Genomic DNA, 21,000 nt, shown 5'->3' on the forward strand with positions numbered 1-21,000 from the left:
AGCCGCTTGCGAGTTGCCCGCGTCCGGGGCATCCGTGCTCAGGATCCCGGCTCCGGTGGCGCCGGGATCGGTCGCGTCCGAGCCTTCCTCGAGCGGGCCTGACGCGTACGGTTCTGCCAGGTCCGGGGCGGCGAACGTGGCCACCAGTTCGGCGAGGCGTTCCTGGTCGGGGCCGGACAGCGGTCCCGCCCGCCATGAGTCGTCCCCGGCGGGCAGGATTCGCCCACGGGCCACCAGCTGGAGCGCCACCACGACGGCCGCCCCCCAGAACGCGGCCGACGGATGCGCGTCCGGCTCACGGCGGGCCAGGCTGAGCAGCGGCATCGCCTCAGCGACCGGCATCCGCACCACAGCCCCGTCCGCGCCCGGCGGCGGGTGGAAGGCGATCCGGCCCGCCCGGGGCGGATCGCCGGGTTCGAATACGGCCAAGCCCCGGATCAGGGCGACCCGATCGGGGTCTCGTGCCACGCTGGGACTCCCCTTTCGCGCCGTGTGCCCGACACGTTATCGGCGGGTCAGCTCCCCAGCCGCCGGAAAGCCCGGATCGAGAGCGGAAAGAACACCGCGACGATCAGCACCGGCCACGCGACGGCCATGGCGATGGCGTGCTGGGCCGCCCACGAGTCGCCGCCCCAGCCTGGGTTGCCGAACAGCTCCCTGGCCGCGGTGGCCGTGGCCGACAGCGGGTTCCACTCCGCGATCGCGCCCAGCCAGCCCGGCATGGTCGCGGGCGAGACCAGCGCGCTGGACAGGAACCCGATCGGCCACACCAGGATCTGGACCGCCACCAGCAGGTCCGGGCTGCCGGCGACCAGGCCGAGCCAGATGCCCAGCCACAGCAGGGCGAAGCGCAGCAGCAGGAGCAGCCCGATCGCCAGCGCCGCCCGTCCGGGCCCGTCCTGGGCCCGCCAGCCGACCGCCAGGCCGCACCCGATCAGCACCGCGAGCCCCAGGACCGAGTTGAGCAGGTCGGCGGCGGCCCGGCCGGTCACCACGGCCGAGGAGGCCATGGGCAGCGAGCGGAACCGGTCGGTCACGCCGCGGGCGGCGTCGGTGCTGACCGCCGCGAAGGTGGTCTCCAGGCCGAAGACCATGGTCAGCGCGAACATGCCCGGCATCAGGAACTCGCGGTAGTCGCCGCCGCCCGGGACGGTCATGCCGCCGCCGAACAGGTAGCCGAACATGAGCACGATCAGGACGGGGAACAGCAGTCCCACGATGATCTGGCCGGGCTGGTTGGCCCAGTGCCTGAGGTCGCGGCGGGTGATCGTCCAGCCGTCGGCCAGGGCCCATCTCATTTTCCGGCCTCCGTGAGTCGCAGGAACACTTCGTCCAGGGTGGGCCGGCGCACGCCGATGTCCTCGGCGGCGATGCCGGCCTCGGCCAGGCCGCGCACGGCCCCGGTCAGCGCGGCGACCCGGTCGGGCGCGGGCGCGCTGACCCGCCGCGTCTCCTCCTCGATGTGCGCGTACGGCCCGAGCAGCCCCGCCACCGCGGGCAGGTCGGCGGCCGAGGCGGCGACGACCTCGACGCGGTCGCCGCCGATGGTGGCCTTCAGCTCGGCGGGGGTCCCGGCCGCCACCAGCCGCCCGCCGTCGATGATCGAGATCTGGGTGGCGAGGCGGTCGGCCTCCTCCAGGTACTGGGTGGTGAGCAGGATGGTGGAGCCCTGCCCGGCCAGGTCGCGGATGGCCGACCAGACCTGGTCGCGGCTGCGCGGGTCCAGACCGGTCGTGGGCTCGTCCAGGAACAGCACCGGCGGGGAGAGGATCAGCCCGGCGGCCAGGTCCAGGCGTCGGCGCATGCCGCCGGAGTAGTCCTTGACCGGTTTGCGGCCGGTGTCGGCCAGGCCGAAGCGCTCCAGCAGCTCCCCCGCGCGGGCGGCGGCGGTACGGCGGGGCAGGTGGGACAGGCGGGCGAACATGTCGAGGTTCTGGTGCCCGGTGAGGAGTTCGTCGACGGCGGCGTGCTGGCCGACCAGGCCGATGCGGCGGCGTACGTCGGCGGCCTGCCGTACGACGTCGAAGCCGGCGACGGTGGCGTGGCCGGCGGTGGGGCGCAGCAGGGTGGTCAGGATGCGGATGAGGGTGGTCTTGCCGGCTCCGTTGGGGCCGAGCAGGCCGTGCACCTGGCCTTCGGGGATGTGGAGGTCGAGGGAGTGCAGGGCTGGGGTGTCGCCGAAACGTTTGCCCAGACCGGTCACGTCTATCATGTCGTACACCGTACCGTACATCATACGGTTAGTTGTACGGGTAGGCTGGCGCGACCATGACGACGCAATACAGCGGCCAGGGAGATCCGGCCCGCAGCCTGGCGCTGCTCTGGCGCGCGCCCGGCAGGGGCCCGGCGTCCCGGAAGGGCAAGCCCGAGCTGAGCGTGGACGTGATCGTCCAGGCGGCCATCGTGGTGGGCGACGCCGACGGCCTGGCCGCCCTGTCGATGCGGCGGGTGGCCGAACGGCTCGGCGTCGGCACAATGTCGCTGTACACGTACGTGCCGGGCAAGGCCGAACTGATCGACGTCATGCTCGACACCGTCTACGGCGCGCTCTACCGGGAGACACCGCGCGGCGGCTGGCGGGAGCGGCTGGAGTCGATCGCGCGCGAGCAGTGGGCGCTCTACCACCGGCACCCGTGGATCCTGCAGGTCGCCACCAGCAGACCCCCGCTGGGCCCGAACGCGATCGCCAAGTACGAGGCCGAACTGGCCGCCGTGGACGGCATCGGCCTGTCGGACCTGGAGATGGACTCGGTGGTCACGCTGGTGTCCGGCTACGTGCACGGCGCGGCCCGCGGCGCGGTGGAGGCCTCCCGCGCCCAGGAGGAGACCGGCATGACCGACGAGCAGTGGTGGCAGGCGTACGGGCCGCTGCTGAACACGATGGTCGACCCGAGCCGGTTCCCGATCGCCACCCGGGTCGGCACCGCGGCCGGGGAGGAGCACGGCGGCGCCTACAACCCGGGCCACGCCTTCGAGTTCGGCCTGGCCCGCGTCCTGGACGGCATCAGCCTGCTGATCACCGGCCGCGCCTGAACCGCGTCAGCCGCGCTGTCCCGCGTTCGCCCGCCGCTCCAGCAGCGTGCCGTGATCCCGGCGGAACCGCCGGTGCCGCTGTCGGCTCGAACGCCCCTTCGCGCTCGTTCAGGGCGCGGACTGATCGCGGATCGCCGCCAGGAGGGCGGCGTGCGTCTCGGGGTCGGCCGCGGCGATGAGGCCGCCCGTGCCGGTGTGCAGGGGCTGGCCGTGGATGCCGGTCACGACGCATCCGGCGGCCTGGCACAGGGCGAGGCCGGCGGCGAAGTGCACGCTGTCGGCGAGGTGGCCGTCGGTGACGTACGCGGCTCTGCGCCCGGCGGCGACCCAGGCCACCGCCAGGGTGGTGGACACGACGCGGGGACGGAAATGTTCGGTGAAGGCCGGGGCGGCCAGGAGGTCGACGGCCCGGAAGCCGGGGGCGTTGGGGAACGGCGGGTCGAGGTTGACGTCCACCAGGCGTGACTCCGGTGAAGGGGTCAGCGGGGTGTCCACGCCATCGCTGCGGAGGTAGGCGCGGTCGCCGCCGGTCCAGAACACCTCGTCGCTGAACGGGTCGGCGGACGCCGCCGCGATGGTCTTCGATCCCGTGCGCAGGGCGACGTTCACCGCGACCAGCATGTTCCCGACCGCGTAGTTCAACGTGCCGCACAGGGGGTCGACCAGCCAGCGGCGTTCCGCGCCGTCGCTGCCGAGGTGGCCGCTTTCCTCGCCGGTCACGGCGTCGTGGGGCCGGGCGTGGCGGAGAATGTCCACGATCGTCTTCTCCGCCTCGAGATCGGCGGCTGTGGCGAAGTCGCCGGCGGACTTCTGCACCCGCGTCAGCGGGGTTCCGTACCTGCCGCGCACCACGGCGGCGCCCGCCTGCGCCGCCGCGACGGCCAACTCCGCGTCCGTGCCCTCATGAAAGGTCATTCGCGCAGGATAGATCGTCACGGAGTGAGGCGCGCGGCGCGGGACTCCAGGTGGCGGCGTCCGGGACGAGGAACACTGACCGGGCCCGGTATCCGGATTCGTGCTGAGCCTGCGATTGGCCCCCAGACCCTGCGCGTGGCCGGGTTAGTGTGGATCAGGCTCAGATATTTCATCGGATGCTTCCTGGGTAGCGGAATTTCCTCATCCACCATGTCGAAACCGGCTCGTTGGTTTCCACGTCTCCTTTGAGAACAGACCGGCAGCAGGAGGGAACATCATGTTCGAGAACACCAGGGCCTTCAGCGGTTTCTCCGTGGACGACATCGCGGAGGCCAGGAAGTTCTACGGGGAGACGCTCGGGCTCAACGTGAGCGAGCGCAACGGGCTGCTCTTCCTGCACCTGGCGGGGGACCGCGACACGCTCGTCTACCCGAAGGGCGATCAGCACACGCCCGCGACGTTCACCATCCTGAACTTCCCGGTCCCGGAGATCGAGTCCGCCATGGCGGAGCTGGCGGCGCGCGGCATCACCTTCGAGCACTACGAAGGGGTGGACGAGAAGGGCGTCTTCCGGCTGGGGGGTCCGCTCATCGCCTGGTTCAAGGACCCGGCGGGCAACATCCTCTCCGTACTGCAGGAGGACTAGAACCGGCGGCGGCGCCTCCTGAGAGGCGCCGCCGCGTCTTCGGCTAGGTCCGGTCTCGCGACGGCCAGGCCGCGTCTCGCGCCTCAGGGGTGAAGGACACACCGCGAGAAGCAGAAGGACGACCCCATGACGCATTCAGAGACCCCCGACGTCGCCCTGCGCGCCCTGGACCGGCTGGTCGGCACCTGGACGGTGACCGGCGGCGCGATCGGCACGGTCACCTACCGATGGCTGGAGGGCGGGTTCTTCCTCGCCCAGGACGTGAACCTGGAGCAGTTCGGGGAGCCCGTCGTCGGCCTGGAGATCATCGGCCGGGAGCGTACGCTGGGCGCCGAGGAGCCCAGCCGCGACATCAAGTCCCGCTACTACGGCGGTGACGGCTGCACCTTCGACTACGTGTACGAACTCGACGGCGACACCCTCACCATCTGGGCCGGCGAGCCCGGTTCGCCCGCGTACTTCCGCGGCGAGTTCGACGGCGACACGATGGCGGGCGCCTGGGTGTACCCGGGCGGAGGCGGCTACGACTCCATCATGACCCGCGTGTGATCAGTCCTCGAGAAGCCCCGCGTCGTGCGCGAGCAGCGCGATCTGCACCCGGTTGTTGAGGCCGAGCCTGGCCAGGATGCCCGACAGGTGCGCCTGGACGGCCGGCCCGCTCAGGTACAGCAACGCCGCGATCTCCCGGTCGGTACGCCCCTGCCCCACGGCCACCGCCACCGCGTGCTCCCGCGCGTTCAGCGACGCCAGCCGGGCCCGTGCCACCGCGCGGCGGCGGTCCCGGTCGGCGGCCGAGACGCGGGCGACCAGCCGCCGGGTCACCGCGGCCGACAGCACCGGCTGCCCCCGCGCCACCCGGCGGACCGCGGTCACCAGTTCCTCCGGCGGGGCGTCCTTGCGGAGGAAGCCGGCCGCGCCCGCCCGCAGCGCGCCGAGCACGTCGGCGTCGGTGTCGCCGGTGTCGCCGGTGTCCCGGCCGGTCAGCACGATCACCTCGGGCGGGTCCGGCCGGGCCCGCAGCGTCCGGGTGGCGGCGAGCCCGTCCCAGGCGGGCATCCGGATGTCCATCAGCACCACGTCGGGATCGTGGCGTTCCACCAGCGGGACGACCTGGTCGCCCTCCCCCGCCTCCCCCACCACGCGCAGGTCCACGGCGGCGGAGAGCGCCGTGCGCAGTCCCGCCCGCGACCGCGGATCGTCGTCCGCGATCAGAACGCCCACCGGTCCGCTCATGCGGGCAACGGTAGCCACCCGCATGCGCCGGTACCACGGATCCGCCCCGAATCAGGGCGGGGATGTCACACGCTGACCTCGCCGTGGGCGATGATCCCGGTGAGGATGGGCAGGGCGTCGGCCGCGGTGGCGGCCCGGTGGGCGGCGAGGGCGAGGACGTCGTCGCCGGGCCGGCGGTTCTGGTTGGGGATGGCCAGGACGGTCATGCCGGCGGCGCGGGCGGCGAGGATGCCGGGGGCGGAGTCCTCCACGGCCAGGCAGTCGGCCGGGTCGTGGCCGAGGAGCTCGGCGGCCAGTACGTACGCGTCGGGCTCGGGCTTGCCGGCGACCACGTCCTCGTCGGCGATGACGGCCGTGACGTGGCCGGTCAGGCCGAGGGCGGTGACGGCGGCGTGCACGTACCGGTGCGGGGCGGCCGAGGCGACCGCGACGGGCACCCACAGGGCGGCGGCGGCCAGCAGCGGGAAGGCGCCGTCCAGCAGGGCGATCCGGCCGTCGTGGAGGGCGGCGAGCGCGGCTTCGGTGCATTCGGCGTGGACCTGGCCGGGGTCGGTGCCGCAGGCGTCGGCCAGGCGGACGGGCCAGTCGGAGCCGCCGAGCAGGGCGCCGATGTCGGCGCCGCGGCCGTGGTGGCGGGCGTGGTAGTCACGCCAGATGCGGTCCCAGATATGGCCGCTGGCGACGAGGGTGTCGTCGAGGTCGAAGACGACGGCTCGCATCGGGGTCACACCCCGGCCGGCACATCGCCGGCCACACCGCCGGCCACACCGCCGGCCACACCGCCGGCACGGATGCCGCGGTGCTCCATCAGCTGCTCGACGGAGATCAGCAGCAGGTCGTGCTCGTCGGCGAAGACGCGCAGCTGGGGCAGGCGGGCCAGGGTGCCGTCCGGGTTGAGCACCTCGGTGAGCGCGGCCACGGGGGGCAGGCCGGCGAGGCGTACGAGTTCGAGGCCGGCCTCGGTGTGGCCCTGGCGGGCGGCCAGGCCGCCTTCGCTCTCGCGGAGCGGGAAGACGTGGCCGGGGCGTTGCAGCTGGCGGTGGCCGGTGGCGGGGTCGGCGAGCAGGCGCAGGGTGTTGGCGCGGCTGGCGGCGGAGATGCCGCTGGTGCCGTCGGCGGCGTCCACGGAGACGGTGAACGCGGGGGCGTTGGGGTCCTCGTTGGGGGAGACGTTGAGGGAGACCATGGGCGGCAGGTGCAGCCGGTCCAGGTCGGGGCCCTCCATGGCCGCGCACACCACTCCCCCGCTGTGCCGGATCAGGAACGCCATCAGCACCGGCGTCATGAGCGATCCGGCCGCGACGAGGTCGCCTTCGTTCTCCCGGTCCTCGTTGTCGATGACGAGGACGGGACGGCCCGCGGCGATCTCCTTGATCGCGGCGGTCACGGTATCGAGCATGAATGAACCCCCGAATTCTAACGAAAAGTAGTTATATAACTACGCTAAGGCGTCGGGTCGGGGTGGCTCCGACACACGGCGAGGCACGCCCATGACGTGCCGTTTGCCGGGGTGAGGCGAGGCGGATAGCTTGCCGCGTGTGGACGTGTTTCTGGAACTGCTCGTCCGAGAGGCGTCCGCGGTCGAGTTCGAGGGCCCCGTGCTGCGGGCGCGGGCCGACGGCGCCGACGCGGCGACGCTGGAGCGGCTGGAGCGGGACAAGGTCGCGGCGCTGCGGGTCAGGGGCATGCTGCGGCGGCGGGCCAAACGCGAGGCGGAGCTGTCGGCGCTGTTCGACACGGCCGGCGACCTGGCCGCGCTGCGGGGCCTGGACGCGGTGCTGGCCGCGATCGTGCGCCGGGCGCGGCAGCTGCTGGGCACCGACGTCGCGTACATGACGCTGAACGACGCCGAACGCGGGGACACGTTCATGCGGGTCACCGACGGGTCCATCTCGGCGCGGTTCCGCGGGCTGCGGCTGGCGATGGGGGCCGGGCTCGGCGGGCTGGTGGCGCAGTCGGCGGTGCCGTACAACACGGGGGACTATCTGGCGGACGAGCGGTTCCGGCACACGATGACGATCGACGGCGCGGTCCGCGAGGAGGGCCTGGTCGCCATCCTCGGGGTGCCGATGCGACTGGGCGCGCAGGTCATCGGGGTGCTGTTCGCGGCCAACCGGAGCGCGCGGCCGTTCGCGCACGAAGAGGTGACGCTGCTGTCGTCGCTGGCCGCGCACGCGGCGGTGGCCATCGACACGGCCCGGCTGCTGGAGGAGACGCGGGCGGCGCTGGCCGAGCTGAGCGAGGCCAACCGGCTGATCCGGGCGCACAGCGACGCGATCGAGCGGGCCGCGGCCGCGCACGACCGCATGACCGGCCTGGTGCTGCGCGGCGGCGGCGTCGAGGACGTGGCGGCCGTGGTGACCGAGGTGCTGGGCGGCCGCCTGACCGTGCTCGACGACGAAGGACGCCCCCTGGTGGGCGACGCGTCCGAACTGGACGAGGGCGTGTCGGAGGCGGCCCGCTCCTCCCGCGCCCTGGGCCGCACGGTACGGCGCGGCGAGGTGTTCGTGGCCTCGGTCGACGTGGGCGCGGCCCCCCTGTGCACGCTCGTGCTGCGCGCCGCCGCCCCGATCGCCGACACCGACCAGCGCATCCTGGAACGGGCCGCGCTGGTGACCGCGCTGCTGCTGCTGTTCCGGCGCAGCGTCGCCGACGCCGAGGGCCGGGTGCGCGGCGAACTCCTGGACGACCTGGTCTTCCGGCCGGAGCTGGACGGGCTGCACGACCGGGCCCGCCGCCTCGGCGTGCACCTGGACGAACCGCACGTGCTGGTGGTCGCCCGGCACGACGGGCAGCGGGAGCGCGCCGCGTTCTGGGCGTCGGCGCAGGCGGCCGTCGAGCACGGGCTGGCCGCCGCGCGCGGGCAGGAGGTCATCCTGCTCCTGCCCGGCGACAAACCCGGCGTCCTGGCGCGGCGGGTGGCGTCCGAGCTGACCGCCGCGCTCGGCCGGCCGGCCACCGCGGGGGCGGCGGTCGGGCCGCTGCCGGGGGCCTACCGGGAGTCCCAGCGGTGCGCGGAGGCGCTGCGCGCGCTCGGCCGCGGCGGCGACGGCGCCAGCGCGGCCGAACTGGGCTTCGTCGGCCTGCTCATCGGCGAGGGGCGCGACGTGCCGGCCTTCCTGGCCGACGCGATCGGCCCGGTCGTCGACTACGACGCCCGGCGCGGCACCCACCTGCGCGAGACGATGACCGCCTACTTCGGCTCCGGCGGCTCCCTGTCCCGTACGGCCGACGCGCTGCACATCCACGTCAACACCGTCACCCAGCGGCTGGACCGGATCGGCCAGCTGCTCGGCGGCGACTGGCAGGAGCCGGAACGCGCGCTGGAGATCCAGCTGGCGCTGCGCCTGCACCGCCTGCGGGATGGGCTGTGAACCCATGGCCGGTAAGGCAGGTATGTGCGGGCGCCCCATAGGCGCGGCGGCCGTCCGTGCGTACGGTGAGCCAACCACGCGACAAAGGAGCCGGTGGCATGAAGAACGAGCGGATCGCCACGTCCCGCCTGACCCAGAACGTCCTCTCCGTGCCGGGAGCGGAGGGCGAAGCCGTGCTGTTCGTGCACGGCAACGTGTCCTCGGCCGCCTTCTGGCGGGACGCGCTGCGGGCCCTGTCCAGCGCCTACCGGCCGCTGGCGGTGGATCTGCGTGGTTTCGGGGAGACCGATCCCGAGCCGGTGGACGCCACGCGCGGGCTGCGGGACTACTCCGATGACGTGCTGGCGCTGATCGAGGCGCTGGAGCTGGAGCGGGTGCACCTGGTCGGCTGGAGCATGGGCGGCGGCGTGGTGCTGCAGGCCCTGCGGGACCGGCCGGAGGTGGTGGCGAGCGTGACGCTGGTCAACCCGGTCTCGCCGTACGGGTTCGGCGGCACGGAGGGCTCCGACGGGCGGCTGACCCACGCCGACGGGACCGGGGCGGGCGCGGGCGGCGCCAACCCCGACTTCGTCAAGCTGCTCGCCGAGGGCGACCGGTCCGACGCGTCGCCGCTGACGCCGCGCAACGTGTTCCGCACCGCGTACGTGAAGCCGGGCGCGGTCATCGAGGACGAGGACTTCTACGTCGAGTCGATGCTGACCACCCGGGTCGGCGAGGACCACTACCCGGGCGACGCCGCCTCCTCCGAGGCGTGGCCCGGCCTGGCCCCCGGCACGCGCGGCGTGCTCAACTCGCTCGCCCCCACCCGCTTCCGCATCGACGACCTGGCCTCGATCGAGCCGAAGCCGCCCATCCTGTGGATCCGCGGCGCCGACGACGTCATCGTCTCCGACACCTCGCTGTTCGACCTGGCCCACCTGGGCGCGCTCGGCGTCATCCCCGGCTCCCCCGGCACGCCCGCCCAGCCGATGATCGCCCAGACCCGGGCGGTGCTCAGCGCGTACGGCAACTTCCGCGAGGTCGTCTTCGAGGACTGCGGCCACAGCCCCCACCTGGAGAAGCCCGCCGACTTCGTCACCACCCTGGACGCCCACCTGTCCCGGAGGTGACCGTCACGCGGGCGCGGGGCTGAACCAGGCTGGATCTGAACAAGGTCCGTCAGCACTGCTGGTCGCCTCGATCTACACCAGCGAGGTCAGCCCGTACGACGTGGTGCGGATGCTGAGCGCGACGGTCAGCCCACCGCCCTCGGCGAGGCCATCAACACCTACGGCCGAATCTTCAAGAGCCGCCATGTCCTTGCCCTCATCGACGACGCCTTGGAGCAGCTACGCGGCCAGGGCTACCCGGTGCTGGATGACGACCAGTTGAACAGCCCCGGCAGCCCTGGCCGCGGCCATGTCGGCACCCGGCTCAGGGTCCGAGGGCGAGTTCGGGGGCGACCGCGGTGACTCGGCGGAGGAGGGCGAGCAGGTGGTCGTAGTCCTCGGTGGTCATCGCTTCGCGGAGGCTGGCCTCGACGGAGTGGGCCAGGTCGCTGGCAGCGGCGGCGCGGTCGGCGCCGGCCTCGGTGAGGGAGACCAGCATGACACGGCCGTGATCGGGGGAGGCGTGGCGCTGGACCAGCCCCTTGGCTTCGAGGTTTTTCACGATGCCGGTCATGGTCTGAGAGGTGACGAGCGCCTCGCGGGAGAGCTGAGTGCAGGACTTGGCTGCGCCGTCGGCGAGGAACCCGAGCACCTTGCACTGCGGCTCGGTCAGGTCCAGGGCCCGCACGGCGCTGGCCTTACGGGCGATCAGTACCTGTTCGGCGCGCTTGAGGTGAAAGCCGAGCGTGCTGGACGACTCTGTCGCCGCACTCGTTTCGCCTGGCCGCGCTTCGCCCTTCCGACTGCCGGCGCTGCTGGTCATTAGCCGAACTCACCTAACCTCGCCTCGGTTCCCTGCTTCAAATTATACCGCTGCGTCAACAAAGGACCCTTCAAAAGTGAAGGTCGCCATAACTCGACTCGCGCCCACCCGGGCTGCGACGGACGTGCCCCTGATGCGCTTCGAATACACCCTCTTCATCGAATCAGTGTCCTGCGTGGTTGACGCCGCGCCTGATCTCTCTTGCCGTCTTCCTCGTTCCCGTGGCCCTCGCGGACGCCAGCGCCGCCTCGCCCGATGCCGCCGAGGATCTGCGTCCCAGCGCACAGGCCCTGCAGTGGGTGGTCGTCGGCTACAACATCCGTGTTCGCATCACTGATGCTCGCCATCGGCACCGTGGCCGACCGAATCGGCCGCCGCCGCGTCTTCCAGGCGGGCATCGCCCTCTTCGCGCTCGCGTCCGTCGTCTGCACCTTTGCCACTCCGGTCCTCGTGCTCGACCTGGCCCTGCTGCGCCACTCGCGGTTCATGGGGATCAGCTTGCTGCCGCTGCCGGTGCTGCTGCCGACCCACTTGCCCTACACTCCGGCGCGATCCTGGTGGGGCGACTGCGGCCTGGAACCCGATCGTTCCGTCATCTCCTACCCCTCAGCATCATTGTAGGATCCTTCATCATTTGCTTGCCCTGTATCAATGAAGTATGTTGTGCGCAGCGGCCGGGTGGGGCTCCTGCACACAATCATCGGCGGGCGACCCAGCGGCCCCATCTCAAGCCGGTCGGTACGGAGCGTCATCGACACCCAATCCGAACGGTAGTCACCTAACTACTCTTGATGGGGAGAAGGACATGCAAATGGCAGGACAGATCGCTCTTGTCACTGGCGCCACCGCCGGTATCGGCCGGGCGGTGGCCATCCAACTGGCACAGGAAGGCGCCGAGGTGATCGTGCACGGCCGGGATGCCGCCCGTGGCGCCGAGGTTGTCGCGGAGATCCAGGCCAACGGCGGAACGGCCCGCTTCGTCGAGGCCGATCTCACCGATGCGCACGACGTCGAACGCTTGGCTCAGGAGGCGGGCAACGTCGACGTGCTGATCAACAACGCTGGGACCTACAAGTTCCTGCCCACCTCGGATATGACGCCCGAGTTGTTCGACCTGCACATGGATCTCAACACCAAGGCCCCCTACGTACTGGTGCGCGCGCTGACGCCCGGCATGGTCGAGCGCGGCGGCGGCTCCATCGTCAACGTCAGCACGCTGGCCGCTGCCGTGGTGACCAAGGGCACCGGCATGTACTCCGCCTCCAAAGCCGCGCTGGAGCAGCTGACCGCGGTGTGGGCCGAGGAGTTCGCCAGGGCGGGCGTGCGCGTCAACGCCGTTGCGCCGGGCCCCACCCGTACGCCGGGAACCGACGCCATGGACGCCACCACCCTCAGAAAGATCGCGGACACCACGGCCATGGGCCGCATCGCCGAACCCGAGGAGGTCGCCGAAGCGGTGGTCTTCCTCGCCTCATCTCGCGCCAGCTACATCACCGGAGTGGTCCTGGAAGTAGGGGGCGGGCGCCTCAGCATGGGCTGAGACCGCAGGCCGACAACAGCACGTACACACTCCAACCGGCCCCCGGTGTACCAACCTGCGGCCCGCACACGGTTCAACTTCTGGGCTTCAGCTGGGCAAATGCTCAGCCGGGGAATGGAACGTTCCGAAAGCCGGGTTCTGGGGCCACTTCAGCCAACGGTGCTCTCTCACCGCACCATACGGCGCCATTTCCAGCGCCTACGAGACACGAACCCACGAGGTAATCGCCATGCCTGAGAAGAACATCGCCCGAGTCGCCGCTGACGAGCTACGACAGCACTACGACTCGCTCATCGACACCTACACGGCCACCCCGGCGCTGGCGGCGATGGACCGGGAACTGGCGACGGTGGCGGCGCTGGCGGCGATCGGCGACAAGGGCGCCTCCCAACTGCCCGCGCACATGCATGCCGCACTCACCGCCGGAGCCACCCGTCAGACGATCGTCGAAGGCTTGGCGACCATTTCGCAGGCCTCCGGAACGCCGACGGCCGTCAACGCGATCGCCGTCGCCGCGAAAGTCTTCGCCGAGCGGGACGAGAAGAATCTGGGCAGGGACGCCGAACGCGTCTGGACGGAGGAGGACTCTCCAGGCGGCAACGTCCAGGAGCGCTGGGAGCGCGCGCAGGCCACCATTGCGCAGGTCTATCCCGCCGGCCCGACGGATGAGACTTACACAGCCGTCGGCAGCCTGGCACCGCATTTCTGGCGGCATGCGGTCTCGGTGTTCTACAACGACCTATTCCTTCATCCCGGCACATCAATCAAGTACCGCGAGTTGTTCATCATCAGCAACGTCGCGGCAGTGAGCGCCACCTCGCTGCAACTCATCTGGCACATCAACGGCGCCCTCAACAACGGCTGGACCCGGCAGGAAGTGGCGGAGATCTTCAGCCATCTCGCGCTGAACATCGGCATCACCAACGCCATGACCGCGCTGCGCCATGGCAAGCACGTCTTCGACCAACGCGACGAGCGCGGAACCGCCAAGGACTACGAGTCCTTCACCGTCGACGCCTTCCGAGGAGAACCTGGCGCCCAGTTCGGGAAGGGCACGGCGACCCTGGAGGCCCTCAACCCGGAGCGGCTGCCCGTGGGCGAGGGCTGGGACCTGGCCGAGCAGTATGCCCCGGGTCTGCACCGGCTGTCCGTCGGCTACCTCTACGGCGAACTGTTCGGCCGTGAAGCTCTGGACGACAAGGCCAAGCACCTGGCTGTCATCTCGGCGATCGCGGCACAGGGCGGCGGGAGCGATCAACTGGCCTTCCACATGGAAGCGGCGCTGAACACCGGCGTCACCCGCAGGCAGATCATCGAGGCCATCACGCTCATGTCCGCCATCGGCGGTTTCGCCAAGGCCATGGACGCCCTGGCAGTGGCGGAGAAGGTGTTCGACCGCCGTGACGCCGCGACCCACCAGGACTGACACCGCAAGGGGGACGTCATGCAGGTGAAGGTGGGATGAGTGTCCCGTTCGACATCGCGGTGCTGCAGGCGACGCTGGACCGCATCACCGAACGCGTCGGCTCCTACGCACGGTTCGACGCACCGACAGGCGGCGCGAGCTCCGGGGTGCCACCAGATCAGCTGAGGGACCTGTGCGACGAACGCGTGAGCAGACCCGCGCCAGCCCACAGCAGCCCCTGCAGCATCCGGCTCTGCAGGCGCTGCGGGGATGATCAAAAAGGTAACGGGGCTATGCTCGGCATGCCGCCCCTGCAGAGCGAGCGTTGAGCCGGCATCCGGCTGCTTGCCGAGGTAATGGACCACGCCCGGACACCCTGCCCACCGCGAGCACAGGGTGCTGATGATCCTCGCCGAGCACGCCCGGCGACGCCACCTGCCAGGCCAGGCGCGGCATCGAGTCCAACCCCGACTTCGTGCGCCGTACCCGGAGCACCAGCCGTTCCCAACGCTTGGAGGTGATCGGCTCCCTCATCGCAAAGGGCGCGCTGCGCCACGTCGCCGGTGGACACCACGGCCCCCGCGAGGTGTGCGAGATCCCGCCACCAACCCCTACCGCCCCCGGCCAGAGCTCGGGGAAGGGTCGGAAAACCAGGGCCCTTCTCGGGCCAGGCGCCGGAAAAGCCGGACCCTTCATCCGCCGCGAAGGGTCCGGCAAACCGGGCGAAGAGTCCAGCGTCAGCGGAAGGCGGCGATGTTGCGCTTTGCCCAGTCGGCGAAGCTGCCGGGGGCGCGACCGAGGATCTTCTCGACATCGGGGCTGACGGTCTGCTCGCGGAGGGTTGGGGTGCCGAGAATGTCCAGGGTGGTGTCGGCCACCGGGGCAGGCATGAAGGTGAGCATCTGGGCGCGGGCCTCTTCCCGAGTCTGGTCGATGAAGGTGACAGGGTCCCCGAGGGCATCACCGAGGACGGTGGCACGCTGGCGTGGTGTGATCAGCGCGGGGCCGGTCAGTTCGTAGATCGCCTTTGCGTGACCTTGTTGAGTCAGAGCGACGGCGGCCACGGCAGCGATGTCGTCGGGATCGATGACCGGGAGTCCGATTTCGGCGAAGGGCGCTGCGGCCGTGCGATTCGCCTTGATGGATGGTGCCCAGGCGTAGGCGTTGGAGGCGAAACCGCCGGGACGTAGGATGGCCCACTCGGTGGCGGAAGCCATGACAGCCCGCTCGAAGGCGGCGAAGGCCTGGCCGTGGGACAAGGAGCCCGGGCGGGTGGTCACCCCCTGGGAAGAGAGTAGGACGATCTTGCCCGCGTCTGCGAACGGGGCGATGACTCGAGCAGGGTCGCCGGTCATCATCAGGTCGCCGCCGACCAGCAGGAAGACCGCGTCCACCTCGGAGTGCACCCCGGTGGACGGTTGTGAAAGATCGGTGGCGACCACGCGAACGCCGGGCGGCACATCGGTCTGGGCGACGCGGCGGGAGACCGCGGTCACCTCGCGCCCCTGCTCAGCGAGGATGCGGACCAGGGTGCGACCGACGTTTCCAGTGGCGCCCGTGATGACTATCATGAGAGGTCCCTAATTAGTTAGTTGGCTGACTAAAATAGGACGATAGCATGGAGCGGGGTATATTGTTAGTTAGGTGACTGACTTCGAGAAGCCTGCCCGGGTCCGGGCAGCGAGCGCCAAGCGGCAGCGACTCATGAGGGCCGCGGCCGAAGTCGTCCACCGGCAGGGCGCCGAGCGCACCACCATCGCCGACATCGCGCGCGTGGCCGACGTCCCGGTGGGCAACGTGTACTACTACTTCAAGACCAAGGACGAGCTCGTCGTTGCCGCGCTGTGCGAGCACGCACGGCAACTGGAATTGCTTACCGGTCGCCTGGACCAGCTCTCCGACCCCCGCGAGCGCCTCAAGGGCCTGATCCAGACCTGGATGGACCAACGCGACCTCGCCGCCCGCTACGGCTGCCCGACCGGCACGCTCGCCGTCGAGCTGGACAAACGCGACAAGGATGGCCTGGATGTCGAGGCGGGCAGGGTCATCCGGCTGCTGCTCGCCTGGGTGGAACGCCAGTTCCACGAGCTTGGCCAGCCGGAACCCGACAGCCTGGCTCTGACGCTGGTGGGCGCCTACCAGGGCATGTCCCTGCTGACCAACGCTCTGCGGGACCCGAGTGTCATGGACCGAGAGGGCGCCCGCCTGCTCGCCTGGCTTGACTCCATGGAAGCCGCATAAGGTCGCAGCGCTGTACCTCTTGAGTCTGACGACACCGGGGGTGAGGGACCGGCGGACAACCGTTGGCGCTGCGAAGGATCTTGAGTGCAGGCTGGGGCTGCTCTTGGTTGCGAAGCTTCCTCAGCTCTTGCCCGGTCCCCGGCGTCGGCAACCTTTCCGTCAACTGGGCAACGAAAAGGCCGGTTCGCGCCATTGACCGCTGCGGCGATGAACGCCCTCATGGACGCTGAGTCCGTCCTCAGCAACGCCGAAGACTTCGGATCCCCGTGACGATGGCCACGGTCCTGCCGCTCACCGGCGGCCCGACACTGGCCGACGCTGCCACCGTGTTCCTGAACCGCCGCGACCTCGACGCCGACACCCTGCGCTCCTACCGCCAGACGCTGACACGCCTGCGCGCCGAGCTCAGCGACGGCGCTCTGCTGACCGACCTGACGGCCGAGCAGACGGCGGCGGTCTTCGCCGTAGCATGGGGGAACGCGGCCGCCCGCACCTGGAACCGCCACCGCTCCGCCGTGCGCTCCTTCACCACCTGGGCCGCCACCCGGTGGAGCATGACCGACCTCGCCGCGCTGATCGAGCGGCGCCGGGAGAACGTCGACGCCACGAAGGCCATCGACCGGCACCTGATCGAGGCCCTGTGGCAGCGCCGCGACCTACCGCTGCGCGACAAGACCCTCTTCCGGCTGCTGTATGAAAGCGCGGCCCGCTCCGTCGAAGTCCTCGGCCTCGACGTCAGTGACCTCGTGCTGGAGGCCAAGCGCGGCCGCATACGCCGCAAGGGCGGTGACACCGACTGGATCCTGTGGCAGTCCGGCACCGCCCGGTTGCTGCCCGCTTGCTCGCCGGCCGTACCCGCGGCCCGGCCTTCCTCACCGACCGGCGGCCCGGCCCGGCCCGTACGCCTGCCGCGGCTGACCTGTGCCCGGTCACCGGCCGGGCACGGCTGTCCTACGAACGGGCGGAGTACTTGTTCAAGCAGGCCACCAAGAGCATCGATCCCGCTAGTGACGGCTTCACCCTCCACCAGCTGCGCCACTCCCGGCTGACGCACCTGGGCGAAGCCGGCTGGTCGGCCTCCATACTCATGGCCCTGTCCGGCCATCGCATCCTTCGTACGTTGGGCATCTACGTCCAACCCAGCATCGCCGCCGTCGCCGCCGCGCTTGCCGAGCAGGACCCTGGCCGTCGAACAGGCCCGCCGGCGTGGCGGCCGCCGCATCGGCACCGAGCACCTCCTGCTCGGCCTGCTCACCGACCCCGCGTCGCCGGCCGCCCGCGCGCTCGGCGTGGACCTGGCCACCGCCCTGGACGGCCTGGCCGCACTGGACGCCGCGGCACTGCGCGCGATCGGCCTGACGGTCGAGGCCCCCCAGGCCAGGCGCGGCCGGCACCCCGCGATCTCCGCCACCAGGCTCACGACCAGCGCCAGAGCCGCCGTCAACGAGTCGATCAGGACCACCAGCCGCAAGAACAGGGACGCCCACGCCTCCGGCCGGCTCCTGCTCGCCCTGCTCGGCCAGGGCCGGCCCGATCCGGTGGCGGAACTCCTCGACCACCTGGGCGTGGACCGGACCGGCGTACGGGCCCGGATCGGGCTCGCGGCCGCCTGAGCGCGAGAGTCCGCGCCCAGGCGGCCCTGGCTACGGCCGGCGCGCCACCAGGAGGAGGCGTGGGCTGCCGAGCCGGAACGGGGTGCCGTCGGCGTCGCCGTACAGTTCGGGGGTGGTGAACCCGGCCTCGGTGACCAGGCGGACGACCTCCGCCGCCGTGTAGACGTGCTGCACGGAGGTTCCCCGGTGCTCCTGGTCGCCCCGGCGGAAGGTGAACGAGGTGAGCCAGCGGCCGTTGACCGCGTCGTACTCGTTGACCGAGACGGCCTCGATCCCGCCGATCGTCATCGGCGGCTCCTCCAGGGCCAGGCCGGGCAGCAGCGACTCGGCCACGAACGCGTAGTCCAGGACGAGGGCGCCGCCGGGGACGACCAGCCCGGCCAGGTCCGCGAGGAACTTCCGGGTGCCGAGGTGTTCCAGGTAGCCGAAGGCGTTGCCCATGCAGATCGCCGCGTCGGCCCGGACGCCGGCGGGAAGCTCCCGCATGTCGCCCCGGCGCAGGTCCAGGTCGAGCCGCTGCTCCGCGGCGGCGGCCCGGGCGTGGGCGACGGCCTCGGCCGAGACGTCCAGGCCGGTGACCCGGTGGCCCCGCCTGGCCAGTTCGAGGGAGTGCCGGCCGCTGCCGCAGGGCACGTCCAGCACCCGGGAACCGGGACGGAGCCCGGCCACCCGGGCGACGAAGCCGACCTCGGCGGCGGTCGTCTCCTCAGGTACGGCCGCCCGCCAGAACGCGTTGGGCAGTTCGGTGAAGAAATCCGCGTACCACGCGGACAGAGAGTCGTGCGACATTCCAAATGCTCCAGATCAGGGGCGCGGCGACCGGCGCCGCGCGAAGAAGAGAACCTCTGCGAGATCCGGGGCACGACGAACCGCGGGCGCGTTCACACGCGCCGCACCGGCCGCGGGAACGGCCGTCATCCGCCCCGGATCGTCCGGGGGGTGACCATGGCATCGCCTTCTCGTGATCGGCCGGGGCAGGTCCCGGCGGGAGCAACCGGACCAGCCTACGATCCGCCCCGCCGCCTTCTCAACGGGATATCCGGGCGGGTGTGGAGCCATCCGGCAGGGGTACGCGACAGATCGGGGGATTGTGATGCGTGCCATCGTCATCGAGAAGTTCGGCGGGCCCGAATGCCTGATCTACACCGAATTGCCCGACCCTGAACCGCTTGCCGGGCATGTCGTCATCGAGATCAAGGCTTTCGGTGTCAACCACGCCGAGATGCACATGCGCCGGGGCGAGTGGGCCGAGGCGGCGAGGGTCAGCGGCATCGAGTGCGTCGGGCTGGTGAAGGCATGCCCCGGCGGGGAGTTCCCGGTCGGGGCCAAGGTCGCGGCGCTGATGGACGGGCTGGACCCCGATCCGCGACTTCAACCCGCTGCTGCAGATGGCCAGCGGCGTCTACCTGACCTTCTTCGGCAGCTTCGTGTTCGGCACGCCCGGCTTCCCGCTGTCCGACGTCCCGCTGCAGGCGATCGCCGAGGACGTGGCGGCGGGCAGGCTCGACGCGACGCCGTCCCGGGTGTTCGGTTTCGGGGAGATCCGCGAGGCGCACCGCGTCATGGAGGCGAATCAGGCGGGAGGCAAGATGGTCGTGGTGCTCACCTGAGCATGGCCAGGTAGTGCGGGTTGTGCATGACCCCCACGATGTTCCCGAAGGGATCGACGGCGGAGGCGGTGACGTAGCCCTCGCCGCGTTCGGTCTTCGGTTCGTACTCCTTGGCGCCCATGGCCAGCAGCCGCTCGATCGCGGCGTCCAGGTTGTCGACGTGCCAGAACGCGACCGCGCCGCCGGGGCCGTTCAGCTGGATGTGCGGCGAGAAGTGCCGGTCGAGGATGCCCAGCTCCTGCTGGTGGTCGCCGATCCGGAACTGCACGTAGGCGGGCCGCCCGTCGGGGCCCGGACGCCGGTAGCTCGGCTCGGTGCCCAGCAGCTCGACGTACCAGTCCACCGCGGCGGCCAGATCGTCGGCGTAGAAGGTGATCGTGGCGAGCCCCCGCAACATGTTCTACTCCTCTCCGTATTCTCATTTGCACGCTACGTGGCCACTCGGGAGCACGACGCCCAACACGCGGGTTTGAGACAGGACTTGACGGCAATATGGAGGGCATTAATAATAATTACGATCGAAATAGTAGGGAATGTGGCAAAAGGGGGTCCGGGGTGCGCGCACTCATCCTGCTCGGGTTGGTCGGCTTCGCCGCGCAACTCGTGGACGGCAGCCTCGGCATGGCCTACGGAGTCACCTCGACCACACTCCTGCTCGCGGTCGGCACCAACGCGGCCGCCGCCTCGGCCACGGTCCACCTCGCGGAGATCGGCACCACGCTCGCCTCCGGGCTCGCGCACTGGCGCTTCGGCAACATCGACTGGAAGGTCGTCGCCAGGATCGGCGTCCCCGGCGCGATCGGCGCCTTCGCCGGAGCCACCTTCCTGTCCAGCCTCACCACCGAGTCCGCCGCCCCGATCATGTCCATGATCCTGCTGACCCTGGGCCTCTACGTCCTGATCCGCTTCACCGTGTACGGCCTGCCCCGCGGCAACCTCGGCAAGCCCCTGCGCAGGCGGTTCCTGACCCCGCTCGGCCTGGTCGGCGGCTTCATCGACGCGACCGGCGGAGGCGGCTGGGGCCCGGTCGGCACCCCCGCCATCCTGGCCAGCGGCCGCATCGAGCCCCGCAAGGTGATCGGCTCCATCGACGCCAGCGAGTTCCTGGTCGCCGTCGCGGCCAGCGCCGGATTCCTGGTCGGCATCGGCACCCAGAACATCGACTACGCCTGGGTCGGCGTGTTACTGCTCGGCGGCGTGATCGCGGCCCCCATCGCCGCCTGGCTGGTCCGGCACGTGCCGCCGCGCGTCCTGGGCTCGGCCGTGGGCGGCGTCATCGTGCTCACCAACGTGCGCACCCTGCTGCGCAGCGACTGGGTGGCCGCGCCCGGTGGCGTCCAGACCTTCGCGTACGTGACGATCGCGGCGCTGTGGGTGGCGGCGATCGTCTACTCGGTGCGCGCGTACCGGCAGGAGAAGGCCGTCGAGGCCGAACTGCTCGGCGCGGCCCCCGAAGAGGAGACCGCGCGCGCCTGAACG

Annotated in this window: 22 protein-coding genes and 4 pseudogenes; 15 read left to right on the forward strand and 11 right to left on the reverse strand. The window is 71.0% G+C overall.

Annotation, left to right across the window (positions count from 1 at the left end; all coding sequences use genetic code 11):
• The 3 genes and pseudogenes from Aph01nite_RS22540 to Aph01nite_RS22550 form a co-directional block, all read right to left on the reverse strand.
• Positions 1 to 468 (reverse strand): annotated as a pseudogene (locus Aph01nite_RS22540) (hypothetical protein); the annotation flags it as partial.
• 47 nt (positions 469 to 515) lie between these two features.
• On the reverse strand, positions 516 to 1,298 hold the full coding sequence (locus Aph01nite_RS22545; protein WP_204042947.1) for an ABC transporter permease: 783 nt from the start codon (positions 1,296 to 1,298) through the stop codon (positions 516 to 518).
• Complete coding sequence (locus tag Aph01nite_RS22550; protein WP_204043018.1) at positions 1,295 to 2,212, reverse strand: ATP-binding cassette domain-containing protein; 918 nt, start codon at positions 2,210 to 2,212, stop codon at positions 1,295 to 1,297. Before Aph01nite_RS22550 ends, Aph01nite_RS22545 begins: the two co-directional genes overlap by 4 nt.
• A gap of 56 nt (positions 2,213 to 2,268) precedes the next feature.
• Between Aph01nite_RS22550 and Aph01nite_RS22555 the strand changes: the two genes are divergently transcribed.
• Entirely contained in the window at positions 2,269 to 3,033 is a 765-nt protein-coding gene (locus Aph01nite_RS22555) for a TetR/AcrR family transcriptional regulator (protein ID WP_204042948.1), read from the forward strand.
• 108 nt (positions 3,034 to 3,141) lie between these two features.
• Here the strand turns inward: Aph01nite_RS22555 and Aph01nite_RS22560 are convergent, their stop codons facing one another.
• Entirely contained in the window at positions 3,142 to 3,948 is an 807-nt protein-coding gene (locus tag Aph01nite_RS22560) for an inositol monophosphatase family protein (RefSeq protein ID WP_204042949.1), read from the reverse strand.
• 277 nt (positions 3,949 to 4,225) lie between these two features.
• Between Aph01nite_RS22560 and Aph01nite_RS22565 the strand changes: the two genes are divergently transcribed.
• Both Aph01nite_RS22565 and Aph01nite_RS22570 read left to right on the forward strand, forming a co-directional pair.
• Positions 4,226 to 4,594, forward strand: a complete 369-nt coding sequence (locus tag Aph01nite_RS22565) for a VOC family protein (protein ID WP_204042950.1) — start codon at positions 4,226 to 4,228, stop codon at positions 4,592 to 4,594.
• Between the two features lie 126 nt (positions 4,595 to 4,720).
• On the forward strand, positions 4,721 to 5,143 hold the full coding sequence (locus Aph01nite_RS22570) for a hypothetical protein (RefSeq protein WP_204042951.1): 423 nt from the start codon (positions 4,721 to 4,723) through the stop codon (positions 5,141 to 5,143).
• Here Aph01nite_RS22570 and Aph01nite_RS22575 read toward each other — a convergent pair whose 3' ends face one another.
• The 3 genes from Aph01nite_RS22575 to ribB form a co-directional block, all read right to left on the reverse strand.
• On the reverse strand, positions 5,144 to 5,827 hold the full coding sequence (locus Aph01nite_RS22575) for a response regulator transcription factor (protein ID WP_204042952.1): 684 nt from the start codon (positions 5,825 to 5,827) through the stop codon (positions 5,144 to 5,146).
• 65 nt (positions 5,828 to 5,892) lie between these two features.
• Positions 5,893 to 6,546 carry an HAD family hydrolase gene (locus tag Aph01nite_RS22580; RefSeq protein ID WP_204042953.1) on the reverse strand — a complete coding sequence of 218 codons (654 nt, stop codon included), beginning with the start codon at positions 6,544 to 6,546 and terminating at the stop codon, positions 5,893 to 5,895.
• A gap of 5 nt (positions 6,547 to 6,551) precedes the next feature.
• Positions 6,552 to 7,226 carry a 3,4-dihydroxy-2-butanone-4-phosphate synthase gene (gene ribB / locus Aph01nite_RS22585; RefSeq protein WP_204042954.1) on the reverse strand — a complete coding sequence of 225 codons (675 nt, stop codon included), beginning with the start codon at positions 7,224 to 7,226 and terminating at the stop codon, positions 6,552 to 6,554.
• A 139-nt stretch (positions 7,227 to 7,365) separates the two neighbouring features.
• Between ribB and Aph01nite_RS22590 the strand changes: the two genes are divergently transcribed.
• Positions 7,366 to 9,201, forward strand: coding sequence for a helix-turn-helix domain-containing protein (locus Aph01nite_RS22590; protein WP_239161886.1), 1,836 nt, complete (start codon positions 7,366 to 7,368; stop codon positions 9,199 to 9,201).
• Positions 9,202 to 9,299: 98 nt separating this feature from the next.
• Positions 9,300 to 10,310 (forward strand): alpha/beta fold hydrolase, encoded by a 1,011-nt coding sequence (locus tag Aph01nite_RS22595; RefSeq protein ID WP_204042955.1) that lies wholly within the window; start codon positions 9,300 to 9,302, stop codon positions 10,308 to 10,310.
• A 304-nt stretch (positions 10,311 to 10,614) separates the two neighbouring features.
• Here the strand turns inward: Aph01nite_RS22595 and Aph01nite_RS22600 are convergent, their stop codons facing one another.
• The gene (locus tag Aph01nite_RS22600; protein ID WP_204042956.1) at positions 10,615 to 11,112 is read right to left on the reverse strand and encodes a MarR family winged helix-turn-helix transcriptional regulator; all 498 of its coding nucleotides are present in this window, start codon (positions 11,110 to 11,112) and stop codon (positions 10,615 to 10,617) included.
• Positions 11,113 to 11,433: 321 nt separating this feature from the next.
• Between Aph01nite_RS22600 and Aph01nite_RS22605 the strand changes: the two genes are divergently transcribed.
• From Aph01nite_RS22605 to Aph01nite_RS22615, 3 genes are all read left to right on the forward strand, one after another.
• Positions 11,434 to 11,733, forward strand: coding sequence for a hypothetical protein (locus Aph01nite_RS22605; RefSeq protein ID WP_204042957.1), 300 nt, complete (start codon positions 11,434 to 11,436; stop codon positions 11,731 to 11,733).
• A 190-nt stretch (positions 11,734 to 11,923) separates the two neighbouring features.
• The gene (locus Aph01nite_RS22610) at positions 11,924 to 12,652 is read left to right on the forward strand and encodes an SDR family NAD(P)-dependent oxidoreductase (RefSeq protein ID WP_204042958.1); all 729 of its coding nucleotides are present in this window, start codon (positions 11,924 to 11,926) and stop codon (positions 12,650 to 12,652) included.
• Between the two features lie 229 nt (positions 12,653 to 12,881).
• Positions 12,882 to 14,078, forward strand: a complete 1,197-nt coding sequence (locus Aph01nite_RS22615; RefSeq protein ID WP_204042959.1) for a carboxymuconolactone decarboxylase family protein — start codon at positions 12,882 to 12,884, stop codon at positions 14,076 to 14,078.
• Between the two features lie 716 nt (positions 14,079 to 14,794).
• On the opposite strand, the gene Aph01nite_RS22620 is transcribed toward Aph01nite_RS22615, so the two are convergent.
• On the reverse strand, positions 14,795 to 15,628 hold the full coding sequence (locus Aph01nite_RS22620) for an NAD(P)H-binding protein (protein WP_204042960.1): 834 nt from the start codon (positions 15,626 to 15,628) through the stop codon (positions 14,795 to 14,797).
• 73 nt (positions 15,629 to 15,701) lie between these two features.
• Between Aph01nite_RS22620 and Aph01nite_RS22625 the strand changes: the two genes are divergently transcribed.
• The 4 genes and pseudogenes from Aph01nite_RS22625 (at position 15,702) to Aph01nite_RS22635 (ending at position 17,911) form a co-directional block, all read left to right on the forward strand.
• On the forward strand, positions 15,702 to 16,298 hold the full coding sequence (locus tag Aph01nite_RS22625; RefSeq protein WP_239161887.1) for a TetR/AcrR family transcriptional regulator: 597 nt from the start codon (positions 15,702 to 15,704) through the stop codon (positions 16,296 to 16,298).
• A 272-nt stretch (positions 16,299 to 16,570) separates the two neighbouring features.
• Positions 16,571 to 16,831 (forward strand): annotated as a pseudogene (locus Aph01nite_RS41605) (site-specific integrase); the annotation flags it as partial.
• A gap of 272 nt (positions 16,832 to 17,103) precedes the next feature.
• Positions 17,104 to 17,379, forward strand: a pseudogene (locus Aph01nite_RS41610) (tyrosine-type recombinase/integrase); the annotation flags it as partial.
• Between the two features lie 85 nt (positions 17,380 to 17,464).
• Positions 17,465 to 17,911, forward strand: coding sequence for a Clp protease N-terminal domain-containing protein (locus Aph01nite_RS22635; protein ID WP_204042961.1), 447 nt, complete (start codon positions 17,465 to 17,467; stop codon positions 17,909 to 17,911).
• Between the two features lie 30 nt (positions 17,912 to 17,941).
• On the opposite strand, the gene Aph01nite_RS22640 is transcribed toward Aph01nite_RS22635, so the two are convergent.
• Positions 17,942 to 18,700, reverse strand: a complete 759-nt coding sequence (locus tag Aph01nite_RS22640; protein ID WP_204042962.1) for a class I SAM-dependent methyltransferase — start codon at positions 18,698 to 18,700, stop codon at positions 17,942 to 17,944.
• Positions 18,701 to 19,004: 304 nt separating this feature from the next.
• On the opposite strand from Aph01nite_RS22640, the pseudogene Aph01nite_RS42670 reads away from it, so the two are divergent.
• Together Aph01nite_RS42670 and Aph01nite_RS22645 are read left to right on the forward strand one after the other, a co-directional pair.
• Positions 19,005 to 19,235 (forward strand): annotated as a pseudogene (locus Aph01nite_RS42670) (alcohol dehydrogenase catalytic domain-containing protein); the annotation flags it as partial.
• Positions 19,236 to 19,299: 64 nt separating this feature from the next.
• Positions 19,300 to 19,521, forward strand: a complete 222-nt coding sequence (locus tag Aph01nite_RS22645) for a zinc-binding dehydrogenase (RefSeq protein WP_204042963.1) — start codon at positions 19,300 to 19,302, stop codon at positions 19,519 to 19,521.
• On the opposite strand, the gene Aph01nite_RS22650 is transcribed toward Aph01nite_RS22645, so the two are convergent.
• On the reverse strand, positions 19,514 to 19,918 hold the full coding sequence (locus Aph01nite_RS22650; RefSeq protein WP_204042964.1) for a VOC family protein: 405 nt from the start codon (positions 19,916 to 19,918) through the stop codon (positions 19,514 to 19,516). The two genes, Aph01nite_RS22645 and Aph01nite_RS22650, sit on opposite strands and share 8 nt — an antisense overlap.
• Positions 19,919 to 20,076: 158 nt before the next feature.
• Between Aph01nite_RS22650 and Aph01nite_RS22655 the strand changes: the two genes are divergently transcribed.
• Positions 20,077 to 20,997 (forward strand): sulfite exporter TauE/SafE family protein, encoded by a 921-nt coding sequence (locus Aph01nite_RS22655; protein ID WP_204042965.1) that lies wholly within the window; start codon positions 20,077 to 20,079, stop codon positions 20,995 to 20,997.
• Positions 20,998 to 21,000: the final 3 nt, after the last annotated feature.

Source organism: Acrocarpospora phusangensis, from assembly GCF_016862995.1.
In the GTDB taxonomy this organism is placed as follows: Bacteria; Actinomycetota; Actinomycetes; order Streptosporangiales; family Streptosporangiaceae; genus Acrocarpospora; species Acrocarpospora phusangensis.

Coding starts and splice junctions, on each gene's coding strand:
- Aph01nite_RS22545 (WP_204042947.1), bottom strand. CDS start 1,298: ATGAGATGGGCCCTGGCCGACGGCTGGACGATCACCCGCCGCGACCTC.
- Aph01nite_RS22550 (WP_204043018.1), bottom strand. CDS start 2,212: ATGATAGACGTGACCGGTCTGGGCAAACGTTTCGGCGACACCCCAGCC.
- Aph01nite_RS22555 (WP_204042948.1), top strand. CDS start 2,269: ATGACGACGCAATACAGCGGCCAGGGAGATCCGGCCCGCAGCCTGGCG.
- Aph01nite_RS22560 (WP_204042949.1), bottom strand. CDS start 3,948: ATGACCTTTCATGAGGGCACGGACGCGGAGTTGGCCGTCGCGGCGGCG.
- Aph01nite_RS22565 (WP_204042950.1), top strand. CDS start 4,226: ATGTTCGAGAACACCAGGGCCTTCAGCGGTTTCTCCGTGGACGACATC.
- Aph01nite_RS22570 (WP_204042951.1), top strand. CDS start 4,721: ATGACGCATTCAGAGACCCCCGACGTCGCCCTGCGCGCCCTGGACCGG.
- Aph01nite_RS22575 (WP_204042952.1), bottom strand. CDS start 5,827: ATGAGCGGACCGGTGGGCGTTCTGATCGCGGACGACGATCCGCGGTCG.
- Aph01nite_RS22580 (WP_204042953.1), bottom strand. CDS start 6,546: ATGCGAGCCGTCGTCTTCGACCTCGACGACACCCTCGTCGCCAGCGGC.
- ribB (WP_204042954.1), bottom strand. CDS start 7,226: ATGCTCGATACCGTGACCGCCGCGATCAAGGAGATCGCCGCGGGCCGT.
- Aph01nite_RS22595 (WP_204042955.1), top strand. CDS start 9,300: ATGAAGAACGAGCGGATCGCCACGTCCCGCCTGACCCAGAACGTCCTC.
- Aph01nite_RS22600 (WP_204042956.1), bottom strand. CDS start 11,112: ATGACCAGCAGCGCCGGCAGTCGGAAGGGCGAAGCGCGGCCAGGCGAA.
- Aph01nite_RS22610 (WP_204042958.1), top strand. CDS start 11,924: ATGGCAGGACAGATCGCTCTTGTCACTGGCGCCACCGCCGGTATCGGC.
- Aph01nite_RS22615 (WP_204042959.1), top strand. CDS start 12,882: ATGCCTGAGAAGAACATCGCCCGAGTCGCCGCTGACGAGCTACGACAG.
- Aph01nite_RS22620 (WP_204042960.1), bottom strand. CDS start 15,628: ATGATAGTCATCACGGGCGCCACTGGAAACGTCGGTCGCACCCTGGTC.
- Aph01nite_RS22640 (WP_204042962.1), bottom strand. CDS start 18,700: ATGTCGCACGACTCTCTGTCCGCGTGGTACGCGGATTTCTTCACCGAA.
- Aph01nite_RS22645 (WP_204042963.1), top strand. CDS start 19,300: ATGGCCAGCGGCGTCTACCTGACCTTCTTCGGCAGCTTCGTGTTCGGC.
- Aph01nite_RS22650 (WP_204042964.1), bottom strand. CDS start 19,918: ATGTTGCGGGGGCTCGCCACGATCACCTTCTACGCCGACGATCTGGCC.